This window comes from Occallatibacter sp. FHG110214_02, assembly GCF_059115385.1.
This window is the reverse complement of sequence record NZ_JBZYWK010000015.1, coordinates 83,083-95,578: the sequence shown is the minus strand read 5'-3', so window position 1 is coordinate 95,578 and position 12,496 is coordinate 83,083. Positions and strand designations below refer to the sequence as shown.

Below are 12,496 nucleotides of genomic sequence, written 5' to 3'. Positions count from 1 at the left end.
AACAAAAAGCAGGCCGGGGATTTATCCCCGGCAATCAAGGCCAAAAGAAAGCACTGAGGCTTTAGCCCCTGAGACATGTTTTTGAATCTCTGCGCATCAGGCAGGAGGCCCCCCTCTTGATACCGGGACTGTGAAACTGTGAACCCACCTCAAACCTCAGAAAAAAAGGAAAGAAATTTTATTTTTTCGAGAAAGTAACCACTTTCCCCAAACCTGTTAACGAATCAATAAACACCCAAACCGCCCCATATATAAAACAAAATAAACGTGTTAACCAAAACAAGAGCCCCGGCATAGCCGAGGCTCTCAAATCCCACAAGACAGGCGGCCAAAGGCCGCAGCCCGCCGCGCGCGCAGCACCTAGACGTTGAACTTGAAGAACAAAATGTCGCCGTCCTTAACGACGTACTCCTTGCCTTCCTGCCGGTACAGGCCTTTCTCCTTCACTGCCTGCTCGCTGCCATACTTCACTAGGTCGTCATAGGCATACGTCTCCGCCCGAATAAACCCACGCTCAAAATCCGAGTGAATCACGCCCGCCGCGCCCGGAGCCTTCGTCCCGCGCCGAATCGTCCACGCGCGAACCTCCTGCACACCGGCCGTAAAGTACGTAATCAAGTCCAGCAGCATGTAAGCCGAGCGAATCAGCCGATTAAGCCCCGGCTCCTGCAGTCCCATCTCCTTCAGAAACTCCAGCCGCTCCTCCGGTTCAAGTTGCGCAATCTCGGCCTCCATCGCGCCGCAGATGCGCACTACCTGCGAACCCTCTTCCGCCGCGCGCTTCTCCACCAGAGCCGTCCACTCATTGCCGTCAGCCAGCCCCGCTTCATCCACGTTTGCCACATACAGCATTGGCTTGGCCGTAATCAGGAACAGCTCACGCGCCGCATCCTGCTCTTCTTCCGTCAGCTCCACCACACGAGCAGGCTTGCCCTCGCCCAGCGCCTCTTTCAGCTTGATCAAGGCAGCAAGCTCCGCCTTAATCCGGGAATCCGAGGTATTCTTGGCAGCCTTCTCCGTCCGCGCCAGCCGCTTTTCGACAGAATCAAGGTCCGCCAGCATCAGCTCCGTATTGATAACGTCGATATCATCCAGCGGGCTAACTTTGCCCGCCACGTGGATCACGTTGTCATCATCAAAGCAGCGCACCACGTGCGCCACCGCATCCGTCGAGCGAATGTGCCCGAGAAACTGGTTGCCCAGCCCTTCGCCCTTGCTCGCGCCAGCCACCAGCCCGGCAATATCCACAAACTCCATCGTGGTTGGCACGGTGCGGTTCGGCTTCACAAATTCGGTAATCTTGTCCAGCCGTGGATCGGGAACCGTCACAACGCCCACGTTCGGATCGATAGTGCAAAACGGATAATTCGCCGCCTGGGCCTTTGCCGAGGTCAGCGCATTGAAGATGGTGCTTTTTCCAACGTTGGGCAGCCCAACGATGCCGCAATTCAAAGGCAAGGTCTTATTTCCTTTTTGTGCTGAATGCTGTACGGACTCGCTGCCACCGATGGACTGCGAAGAACATGTTCCAGGGAATGCCGTGAGAACTCTCACAGCCATCCCTTCCAATTATAGGTACTTCTCTCGCTCCCTGCGAAAACCGCACCCTTCGCTGCAAACTTCTTCGCGAAAACGAGTCTAAAACCGCATCCTGACTAGAATTGGAGTCGAGCGCCCGGCAGGCATCGTCCTCCACGCGGGCCATCCGCAATCCGCCCGGAAACGGAGACACCATGAACGCATCGCAATCCGCATTCCCGCTCCCTTACGCCGCGCCGCCGCGCCCCGTACCCGCCGCGGAAGCCACGCAAGACGCCAGCGCCCAGCTCGGCGTGCAATGGCCTGTCTACGCCTTCATCTGGACCGCCGCCGCCACGCTCGCTCTCATCACCGCCGGCGAATGCGGCTCCATCTTACATTTCCCCTCGCTTCTCTATAGCTGCGTGCTCTGGGGATGGTGGGGCGTAGTCGCCTCCGTGCTCTGGAAAGCGGGCAAGCACAAGCCCTTCCTCTCAGACTTCTCGCTGCACTCCATCCTGCTGCACACCAGCGCTGCTGCAGCACTTGGCTACGTTCACCTGATTGCCCTCTGGAGCCTCGGCTTTACCGGCCTGGGCTGGTATGCCGACCTGCCCAAGTCAACCAAATCGTCGGCCTTTCACGCCCTGCTCAACATCAACCGCTTCGGCATTGAAATCCTCATCTACGGCTTCGTCTTCGGTCTCGTCGGTGTTGTGCAATACCAGATCCGCGCCCAGCGCGAAAAGCTGCGCGCCGTTGAGCTGGAGCAGCAACTCTCCGCTGCACAACTTCGCGCCCTGCAAATGCAGCTTGAGCCGCACTTCCTCTTTAACACCCTCAACGCCATCACCACGCTCGTCGAGCTGGGCCGTCAGCAGGAAGCCGTAGAAATGCTCGCCCACCTCAACGCCATCCTGAAAAGCACCCTCAAGCGCACCACGCCGGTAAAAGTTCCTCTCTGGCAGGAGCTCGAAATCGTAGAAAACTACCTCGCCATCGAGCAGGTCCGTTTCGCAGACCGCCTTCGCATCGAAATCAAAGTAGAGCCTGGCGCGCTCGACAGCCTCGTTCCATGCTTCCTTCTGCAGCCCATTGTAGAAAACGCCATCCGTCACGGCATTGCGCGCTACGAGACCGACGGAATCATTGAAGCAACCGCACGCCGCCACAACGGCAAACTGCTGCTCGAAGTGCGAAACAGCGGCAATGGCCGCCCTGCTCCCGTAAAGCCCGGCAACGGCATCGGCCTCAAAAACACGCGGGAACGCCTGGCGCACTTCTATCGCGACGCCTTCGACATGAAAGCATTTCCCGTGGACGCCGGAGGCTTCCAGGTTGCCATCGCCATCCCCTACGAACGCGGATAAAGCATGCTGAAAGTCCTCATAGCCGACGACGAACCCCTCGCACGTGAGCGCCTGCGGTTCCTCCTCTCCGATGAAGAAGATTTAGCCATAGAAGGCGAGTGCCGCAACGGTAAAGAAGTCATCGCCGCACTCCGCGAACACAATTTCGACGTGCTCTTTCTCGATATCCAGATGCCCGGCGGCGACGGCTTTGAAATCCTCGAACAACTCGACGCAAAGCAAATCCCCATCACCGTCTTCGTAACCGCGCATAATCACTATGCCGTGCAAGCCTTTGAAGTCCGCGCGCTCGACTACTTAACCAAGCCAGTCGAGCCCGAACGTCTGCAATCCACCCTGCGCAGAATCCGCGAGAGAGTCGCGCATCAATCCGCCTTCCAAACGCAGGAGCAGTTAAAGTCCGCACTGCTCGCACTCAAGCCGCAAAGCGCCTACCCCGCGCGCCTCGTCGTTCCCAACGGCACACGCGACGCCTTCGTGCCCGTCGATGAAATCGAGTGGATTGAAGCCGCGGACTACTACGCCTGCCTGCACGTAGGCGGTCGTAGCCTCATGCTGCGCGAAACCATCAAGCAGTTAGCCGAAACGCTAGACCCGAGAAAGTTCGTCCGCGTCCATCGCTCCGCAATCGTCAACATTGCGCACGTCCGCGAAATCCTGCGTGAAGGCCGCAATGAAGGCTGGGTCTATCTCACCAACGGCCAGCGCCTCAAGATGAGCAAAACCGGCTGGCAAAACCTCCTCGCCGCCAACCGCGCATAGCTGCCGCCGACACCTTCCCTGCATGAATCCGCGCTTCCACTGCAAGTAGCTGGAACGTGCACAGCCGCTCAGCGAAATTGACGTGTAGAAAGGAGCACACGCCAATGAAGCGCAGACTGGTCTTTTCTGTCACCGCATTGCTGAGCTTATGCGCCATGAGTGGATACAGCCAGCAGCCATGCGCCAACGGCCTGCGCGTAGAAGGCCTCGTTACCGATCCAACCGGCGCGGCAATTCCCGCCGCGCAGATACGCGCCATGGATGGCCAAACCGCAAGCTCCGATGCCGCAGGCCACTATCTCCTCGCGTGCGTTCCGGCAGGCGGCGTATCGCTCACCGTGCAGGCAAGCGGCTTTGCAAGCGGCACAGCAACCGCGCGCGGAGCAGCAGGAGAAACCGTACCGCTCAACGTGCAGCTTGTCATCGCCAACGCGGAAGCAAGCGTGCAGGTAAACGCCGAAACAGACACATTGGACACCGAGCGCGGTGCAGGCACAACCACGCTCACAGCCAGCGATGTGCAAAGGCTCCCAGACGACCCGGATGACCTCGCCCAACAGCTCCAATTGCTGGCATCTTCCGCGGGCGGAGGAACTGGCGCCGCCACCATCGTGGTAGACGGCTTCCAGAACGGAAGCTCCATGCCGCCGAAAAGCTCTATCGCATCCATTCGCGTCAATCCTGATCCCGTTTCCCCCGAATACGAACGCCCCGGCATGTCTGGTGGACGCATCGAAATCACCACCAAGCCCGGCGCGGACAACTATCACGGCGCAATCTTCTACAGCGACAGCGATTCCAGTTTTAACGCCACCGACCCGTACTCCATAACAGCAACTCCCGCAGGCAAGCGCCGCTACGGCTTTGAGTTCGGCGGACCAATCGTTGCAAAAAAAGCTGGCTTCTCACTCGCTCTCGAAAAACGCGACATTAACGAGTTCAACATCGTCAACGCCATCGCGCTCGACGCAAATCAACAGCAAGTTGCCCAGCACGAAACCGTCTCCGCACCGCAAACACTCTGGATTGCCTCAGGACGCGCCGACTGGCAGCCTGTAGAAAAAGACATCGCCACACTTTCGTATGCAGCAAACGTCAATAGCCTCGGAAATCAAGGCGTCGGCGGGCTCACGCTGCTCGAAGCCGGTTATTCCAATTACGTTGCGGAGTATGATCTGCGCTTCAGCAACACATGGACCCTCAGCCCAAACGCCCTCCACGCAACGCACATTGGCTATACATGGAAGCGCACCGAGCAATCGCCCAACTCAACCAATCCGGCACTGCAGGTCGCAGGCTACTTCAATGGCGGCGGAGCGACAAGCCAGAGCCTCAACAATCGCGAACGCGATCTCGAAATCGACGACGACCTGATGCTGACACGCGGCAAACACACAATCAAGTTCGGCGCGCAGTCACTAGGCATCTTCGTGCACAACTACGACCCCGACACCTTCAACGGAGCCTACGTATTCGGCGGTGGCAGCGCCCCAGTGCTCGATGCAAACAACAACTCCACCAGCGCAACAGCAACCATTACCCCAATCGAGCAATACCGCCGCGCATTGCTGAGCCTTCCCGGCGGTACGCCGACAACATACCAGATCAACACCGGCACGCCACTGGTTCCATACACGCAATGGCAACTTGGGCTATACGGGGAAGACACATTCAAAATTCTCCCGCAACTCACCATCACCGGCGGCCTGCGCTACACCATGCAGACAACACCAGGAACCTTCGCAAACTTTGGCCCGCGCCTCGGCCTCGCCTGGGCATTCGGCAAAACCTCTCCGTGGACGATTCATCTTCGCAGCGGCATCTACAACATTGCCGTAAATTCAAGTTATTCCGCGCAAGCCTATCGCCTTAACGGCACGCGGCAGCAGGAGGCAATGGTCTACTCACCGGATTACGCGCATCCGCTTGAACCGATTGCTGGCTCCATACGCGTAGGTACGCAATGGCAGTTCCATCCACGCTTTGAACAAATCCCAGTCACGGAGCTTTCCGCCGGCATCGAGCGTGACCTGCCGCACCACTGGCATCCCTCGGTTTGGTATTCCTACTACTCTGCCTGGGGAGACCCACGAGCAATCAACATCAACGCGCCCATGGTGCCAAGCAGCACCGGCACGCCACCTGACCCCACGGCTGCATTACTGGCTCCGCGGCCCGGCCCGGCAAATCTCAATCTCTTTGAATATCAAAACTCCGCGCACAATCGCGGCGGTGTCTTCTGGGCAGGCATTGAACAGAAAGGCTACAAGCGATGGACGCTCAGCATTGGATGGTGGGACCAGAACTTCCGCACCGACGGCGACACGCCGCAATCCACCTACACCAACAAAGGTGAACAGGACCGGGTAGACTGGCAATCCAGCGGCGCACTGGCAGAAGTTTTCTTCAAGCTCCCGTACAAAATTGAAGTCAGCGACGATACCTACTGGCACTACGGCATGCCCTACAACATCACCACGGGAACCGACGCCAACGGCGACGGCACCTTCAATGACCGGCCTTCCTATGCCTCGGCAACGGGCGACGGGGTGTACACAACGCCGTTCGGCCTGATGACCACCAATGCCGTGAACGGCGATGTGCCGCGAAATCTGGGAACAATGCCGACCATCATTCACATGTACTCCAATGTCAGCCGGGCTTTTGAGCTTAGCTCCAATAAGGACCGTCCCCGCACACTCACATTGAATGCACGCGCGGTCAATGTGTTGAACCACACCAACGTAACGGCTGTCAGCACAGTCGTTTCTTCGCCAAGCCTCGGGCAGGGCATTGCCGCAGAGGCCGCACGGCGTGTGGAATTAGGCGCGCGGTTCGCGTTCTAGTCTGCAGTGTTTCCCCTACGCCTGACGAGCGCCGCAAATCCAGTACCAGCCTCGGAGAAACCCTGTGGGCTAGTGCCTTGACAGCGAATAGCTAAAGAATCTAGTGTCATCCTGTCCGGCAAACATTTATCCATTTGCCATTCTCCCCTCTTTGTCAGAGCTGCTTTTTGCCGCACTGGCGCATCAGGTATGTGCCCGGAGGTTGCATGCTGCTGGAACAACTTAGAACCAGCGTTCTTGAAGCGAATCTTGAAATTGTCAGGGCAGGTCTTGTTCTTTACACCTTCGGCAACGCCAGCGGCATTGACCGCGAACAAGGACTTGTCGCCATCAAGCCCAGCGGCGTGTCCTACGACAAGATGACACCCGCAGACATTGTCATTACGGACCTTGATGGCAAGATTGTGGATGGCAAGCTGAAACCGTCCTCAGATCTAATGACGCACACTGAGCTTTACAAGCAGTTTTCAGAAATTGGCGGCATTGTGCACACGCACTCCACCTATGCCACGTCCTGGGCGCAGGCAGGCTGCGCCATTCCAGCATTGGGTACTACACATGCCGATTACTTCCACGGCCCGGTGCTTTGCACGGATCCACTGACTGACGAAGAGGTCAACGGCGATTATGTGTTGAATACCGGCCTTGCCATTATCCGTCGCTTTGAAGGGATTGATCCGCTTGCAATTCCAGCAGTCCTGGTTGCAGGCCACGCACCGTTTGCGTGGGGAGAAACGCCGGCCAAGGCTGCCCACAATGCTGTTGTGCTCGAAGCCGTAGCTCGCATGGCACTCCACACGCACTCCATCAATCCAGATGCGCTCGGAGTTTCGCAAACGCTTCTCGATCGCCACTACCACCGCAAACATGGCGCCAACGCCACATACGGACAATAAAGGGAGCACGAATGGCCATTGTTGCGGGCGTTGATTTCGGTACGCTGAGCGTGCGCGTTTCGATTCTCGACAGCGAACGCGGACGCTTGGGCACTGCAGTTGAGGAATACCCTCTGCATCGCAAACGCGAAGACCCGGATTTTGCTACACAGGCGCACGACGACCAGATGCGCGCACTTGCCGCTGCTTCCCGCAAGGCCATTGCTACGGCAGGCATCGACGGCAGTCGCATCGAAGCTATTGCGCTGGATACCACGGGCTCAAGCATTGTGCCAGTCGATGCGCAGATGAAGCCGCTCAGCGAGTACTACTTGTGGTGCGACCACCGCGCCCATAAAGAAGCACAGGAAATCACAACACTTGCGCACAAGGAAAAGCTGGAAGCCATTGAGTGGTGCGGCGGTGTTTACTCGCATGAGTGGGGCTTTGCCAAGCTGCTGCACTGGCTGCGTCACAATCCCGACAAGCACGCACAGTTTGCCTCTGCTTTTGAACATTGCGATATGGTGGCAGCCACGCTTTGCGGCGTGACTGATCCACAGAAGGCAAAACGCAGTGTCTGCGCTATGGGCCACAAGTGGATGTGGAATCCCAAGTGGGATGGCCTGCCCGCGCAATCTTTTCTCTCAAAGGTCGATCCGCTTTTTGACGGCGTGCGCGAAAAGCTGGGCGGTAATTACGAAGCCTCAAACAATATTGCAGGACAGCTCTCACCTTACTGGGCGGAACAGCTTGGCCTTCGCGCCGGAGTTCCTGTTCCTGTTGGCGCATTCGACGCGCATTGGGACGCGCTAGGCGCTGGCTGCAAAGAAGGCGACGTTGTTAACGTTGTCGGCACTTCCACCTGCATCATCGCTATGGCAAAACACGCGCCGCTCATCCCCGGTGTTTGCGGAATTGTTCCGGGCAGCGTGCATCCTTCCTACACCGGCATTGAAGCGGGCCTATCCGCAACAGGCGACATCTTTGAATCCATTGCACGCCGTGCCGGAACCAAAGTTACCGAACTTTCCAAGGGCCTTGAAAACTACAAAGCGGGACAGACCGGCCTGCTGCGCCTGAGCTGGGACAATGGTGACCGCACAGTTCTCGTAAATCCCGAACTTGGCGGGGTAACCTTCGGCTGGAATCTCATTCACACTGCGCAAGACGAGCTCTTCGCCGCCATCGAAGGCACGGCCTTTCACACACGTATTATTTTGGAGCGCCTTGCCGAGCACGGAGTCCGCGTCGATCGCGTCATCAACGCCGGCGGCATTCCGCAAAATAACGCTGTACTCAACCAGGTTTATGCCAATGTGCTCAACAAACCTGTGCTGGTACCTGCGGGAGTGCCAACCAGCCTTGGTTCCGGTATCTTTGCCATGCTTGCCGCTGGAGCATTTCCAACCGTAGAGGCCGCGCAGAATGCGCTTTGCCTCAAGCACAATGTCTTCGCTCCTGAGCCTGATGCTGTAGCAACATACGAAAAGCTCTACGCACTTTATCGCAAGACGTACTTTGCGCTCGGAAGCAGCAATGCTTCCCCAGCCGCGCTCGGCGATATACTTCCCGAGCTGCGCAAAATCGCAAGCAGTGTGATTGCCAAATCTTGATCGCGCAATACAACAGGACGGTTAGCCATGCACGTTCGTATCCTGAATCGCCTTGCCTCAATTGCTCTTGTCCCGTTCACGATTGCTCCGCTAGCCCTTGCAGCGCAATCGCCCACGCTTACCGTACATATAGACCACCCGATACATGCAGTCAGCCCGCGTCTTTACGGCATGATGACCGAGGAGATTAACTTCTCCTATGACGGCGGCCTCTATGCCGAGTTGGTCCGTGACCGCACGCTCAGCACCAGCTGGGACAATCTCATTCACTGGACCATGGTTGCACGCGGCAATTCGGCAGTCTCCATCAGCGCCGATGAGAGCACTGGTCCAAGCAAAGCAATTCCGCGCAGCCTTAAAGTTGCCGTTAAGGCAGCCACAGAATCCGCACCGGCAGGCGTGCAGAATGATGGCTACTGGGGCATTGCCGTCCGTCCCAACACCACTTATACCGGGTCGTTTTACGCCAAGAGCGATACGCCTGATATCCCCATCACTGTCTCGCTTGAGAACGACCACACCGGCGTAGTTGCAGGCAAAGCCACCGTTACCGGCGTCAGCGGCGATTGGAAACAGTACACCTTCACGCTCAGGACCGGTGCTGTTCCCATCTCTTCCAACAACCACCTTCTACTGTTGATTCCAAAACCGGCGACCGTCTGGTTCACGCTCGTTTCGCTCTTCCCGCCCACATATCACAATCGCGTGCACGGCAATCGCATGGACCTGATGGAAAAGCTCGCAGCCATGCGTCCGAACTTCCTGCGTCTCCCCGGCGGCAACTATCTTGAAGGCGACCACATCCCCGAGCGTTACATCTGGAAGAACACTATTGGCCCTTGGGTAGACCGTCCCACGCATCCCAGCCCCTGGCGCTATCGCTCGTCAGACGGCCTGGGACTACTCGAATATCTCGAATGGTGTGAAGACCTCAAGATTGAGCCCGTGCTTGCCGTCTACGCAGGCTACTCCATGGCGCAGGAGCACGTAGAACCCGGCCCGGCGCTTGAGCCTTACATTCAGGATGCTCTCGAAGAGATCGAGTACGTCACTGGAGATGCCAATACAAAGTGGGGCGCAGAGCGCGCGAAGAATGGCCACCCCGCGCCCTTCCCGCTTCATTACGTCGAAATCGGCAATGAAGACTGGTTTGACCGCTCCAACTCCTACGAAGGCCGGTATACACAGTACTACAAGGCAATCAAGGTAAAATATCCTGACCTGCAACTCATCGCTACCGCACCCATCAAGAACATGAAGCCCGACGTTCTGGATGAGCACTTCTACATGACGGCGGATACTTCCTTCACCGATTCCATCCACTACGACAAAGTAGACCGCAACGGCCCCAAAATCTTCGTTGGCGAATGGGCCACGCGAGAAGGCACGCCTACACCGAACCTCCAATCAGCCCTCGGAGACGCGGCATGGATGACCGGCATGGAGCGCAACAGCGACCTCATCATCATGGCCAGCTACGCGCCGCTCTTTGTCAACGTAAACCCCGGCGGCATGCAGTGGGACTCAGACCTCATCGGCTATGACGCTCTCACCAGCTACGGCTCGCCTAGTTACTGGGCACAGGTAATGTTCGGCGGCCATCTCGGCACGGAAGTAGTTTCTGCAGCCCTTACCAATGTTGGCCCGCGCATCTTTACCTCTGTCACTCGCGATGACAAGCAGCACAAGCTATACGTGAAGCTGGTCAACGCCACATCGGACGTGCAGAACATTGCCATTGCGCTTGAAGGTGTTTCCAGCATCAAGCATGAGGCCACGCTCACCACGCTCAGCGGCAAAACGCCCAACGCAACCAACAGCATTACGCATCCGGACGCCATCATCCCGGTCTCGAAGTCTGTTCCGATCAGCGGCACACACTTTGAGCATCGCTTCGAGCCATACTCTATCAACGTGTTCGATATCAGCTACTGATTTTCTTCGAGAAAGTCAGCTTGTCAGCCGATTGGAAGAGATAGGAGATAGCTGCCATACCGTCAGACTGGAAAGAGTCACTGCACTTTCAGGGATCGATACGCGAATCGCTGGCGCAGATGGCCCGGAATAATAAAACCGCTTTGTAAATGCCGCCTGGCTATTCACAAAAACCTCGATTACCGAGCCATCGATGAAGAACCGCAGCTCAAATTCATGGGCACCAGTGGAATCAAGCGGTACGGCTTTGTCATCCAGTTTCAATTCATTCGCTTGTGCGGGATCGTAGTACACGCTCAGCCACGGAGCAGCGCTCTCCTCACCATCTCCAGTGAGGGATAACCGAAACACACCCGCTGCAGTCTTCACCCTGCACAGCAGTTCGCCACAGCAATTCCTGATGCGTATTTCCGCAATCTTCTGTTGGTTCAACTTTTCATCACTCGAGACTCGTAACGTCTCGGCACTCTGCCGCAGCCTCTCCATTGCGGGAATCGTCCGTATGCTGAGCCGCGAATGCTCATCCAGAGTCAGAACGCGAGGCAAAGACATCACACCAGCCCAGCCTGACGCCTTGTGCTCCTCAAGCGGACGCGTTTCAGGAATCCAGCCCCACAAAATGCGGTTCTCATGTGCATCCAGTTGCGACTTGGGCGCATAGAACGAACCATAGTCCAGCACGCCGCTCTGTTCTGGATGAAAAACAAGATGCTCGTAGTCAAAATCTCCTGCGAACCAATAGGCCTTCTCCGCAAAAGAATGAATCAACACATGCTTGTTTCCAAGCGGAAAAAAGTCAGGGCACTCCCACATATCTCCCGCAAAGGCAGGGTTGCCATTTGCCGCTCCCTCAGCCAGCAAGTGCAGATACTCCCATTGGCGCAAATCCCGTGAACGGTAAAGCAGCACCACGCCATTCTTCCCGCGAATCCCCGAGCCGACAGCCATGTACCACCAGTCGCCATGCCGCCACGGAGCCGGGTCACGAAAACCGCTCACATCCATTCCAGCTGGAGGAAAAGCAATCACAGCCTTTGCCTCTTTCTTCCACGTATCTAAATTTTCATCCGAGGAAACGGCAAGGCATTGCGACTCTCGAAGGCTGTGCTCTCCATCGCGAATCGTAGCGTCACTCTCAAGAGCAGAAACCACGCCTGTATAAAGAAGCGCAACACGATCCCCATCCACAACCGCCGTTCCAGAAAAACATCCCGTAGCGTCCGGCCCTCCCGGCGTGGGAGCAAGCGCAACCCCGCGATGCTGCCAGTGCACCATGTCGCGGCTGATTGCATGGCCCCAGTGCATGTCTCCCCAATACGCCCCGTTTGGGTTGTACTGATAAAACATGTGGTATTTGCCCTTCCAATAGATAGGGCCATTGGGGTCGTTCATCCAGTTTGCCGCCGGCAACAGATGAAACTGCGGGCGCCGCGGGTCCGCAGCCATCTTTTCCTGCAGTCCCGGCTCGGCGGACATGTGCAAAAACGGAAAAACCTTCTGTGTGAGCGCCGCGCCAGCCACCAGCGCTCCACCAGAAAGAAACTCACGGCGCGATGCCGCAAGGCTTTTCATTT

General features: G+C 57.1%; 8 protein-coding genes. 6 read left to right on the top strand and 2 right to left on the bottom strand.

Annotated elements, in window-relative coordinates; genetic code table 11:
• Positions 1-360 precede the first annotated feature (360 nt).
• Entirely contained in the window at positions 361-1,458 is a 1,098-nt protein-coding gene (gene ychF / locus AC5S3R_RS14080; protein WP_494267714.1) for a redox-regulated ATPase YchF, read from the bottom strand.
• A 275-nt stretch (positions 1,459-1,733) separates the two neighbouring features.
• Here ychF and AC5S3R_RS14075 point away from each other — a divergent pair, with 275 nt between their 5' ends.
• The 6 genes from AC5S3R_RS14075 to AC5S3R_RS14050 all read left to right on the top strand — a co-directional run bounded on the left by AC5S3R_RS14075 (position 1,734) and on the right by AC5S3R_RS14050 (position 10,922).
• The gene (locus AC5S3R_RS14075; RefSeq protein WP_494267712.1) at positions 1,734-2,888 is read left to right on the top strand and encodes a sensor histidine kinase; all 1,155 of its coding nucleotides are present in this window, start codon (positions 1,734-1,736) and stop codon (positions 2,886-2,888) included.
• Between the two features lie 3 nt (positions 2,889-2,891).
• Positions 2,892-3,650, top strand: a complete 759-nt coding sequence (locus AC5S3R_RS14070) for a LytR/AlgR family response regulator transcription factor (protein WP_494267710.1) — start codon at positions 2,892-2,894, stop codon at positions 3,648-3,650.
• A gap of 104 nt (positions 3,651-3,754) precedes the next feature.
• Positions 3,755-6,496, top strand: a complete 2,742-nt coding sequence (locus tag AC5S3R_RS14065; RefSeq protein ID WP_494267709.1) for a TonB-dependent receptor — start codon at positions 3,755-3,757, stop codon at positions 6,494-6,496.
• A gap of 206 nt (positions 6,497-6,702) precedes the next feature.
• Positions 6,703-7,392 carry an L-ribulose-5-phosphate 4-epimerase gene (locus tag AC5S3R_RS14060; protein ID WP_494267707.1) on the top strand — a complete coding sequence of 230 codons (690 nt, stop codon included), beginning with the start codon at positions 6,703-6,705 and terminating at the stop codon, positions 7,390-7,392.
• Positions 7,393-7,403: 11 nt separating this feature from the next.
• On the top strand, positions 7,404-8,987 hold the full coding sequence (locus tag AC5S3R_RS14055) for a ribulokinase (protein WP_494267706.1): 1,584 nt from the start codon (positions 7,404-7,406) through the stop codon (positions 8,985-8,987).
• Positions 8,988-9,014: 27 nt separating this feature from the next.
• A complete protein-coding gene (locus AC5S3R_RS14050) occupies positions 9,015-10,922 on the top strand; it encodes an alpha-L-arabinofuranosidase family protein (protein ID WP_494267705.1) in 1,908 nt (635 codons plus the stop codon).
• A gap of 15 nt (positions 10,923-10,937) precedes the next feature.
• Here AC5S3R_RS14050 and AC5S3R_RS14045 read toward each other — a convergent pair whose 3' ends face one another.
• A complete protein-coding gene (locus AC5S3R_RS14045; RefSeq protein ID WP_494267704.1) occupies positions 10,938-12,494 on the bottom strand; it encodes a glycoside hydrolase family 32 protein in 1,557 nt (518 codons plus the stop codon).
• Positions 12,495-12,496: the final 2 nt, after the last annotated feature.

Excerpts from the sequence above, each read along its gene's own strand:
- AC5S3R_RS14070 (WP_494267710.1), top strand. The coding sequence starts at position 2,892 with ATGCTGAAAGTCCTCATAGCCGACGACGAACCCCTCGCACGTGAGCGC.
- AC5S3R_RS14075 (WP_494267712.1), top strand. The coding sequence starts at position 1,734 with ATGAACGCATCGCAATCCGCATTCCCGCTCCCTTACGCCGCGCCGCCG.
- AC5S3R_RS14060 (WP_494267707.1), top strand. The coding sequence starts at position 6,703 with ATGCTGCTGGAACAACTTAGAACCAGCGTTCTTGAAGCGAATCTTGAA.
- AC5S3R_RS14065 (WP_494267709.1), top strand. The coding sequence starts at position 3,755 with ATGAAGCGCAGACTGGTCTTTTCTGTCACCGCATTGCTGAGCTTATGC.
- AC5S3R_RS14050 (WP_494267705.1), top strand. The coding sequence starts at position 9,015 with ATGCACGTTCGTATCCTGAATCGCCTTGCCTCAATTGCTCTTGTCCCG.
- AC5S3R_RS14055 (WP_494267706.1), top strand. The coding sequence starts at position 7,404 with ATGGCCATTGTTGCGGGCGTTGATTTCGGTACGCTGAGCGTGCGCGTT.
- AC5S3R_RS14045 (WP_494267704.1), bottom strand. The coding sequence starts at position 12,494 with ATGAAAAGCCTTGCGGCATCGCGCCGTGAGTTTCTTTCTGGTGGAGCG.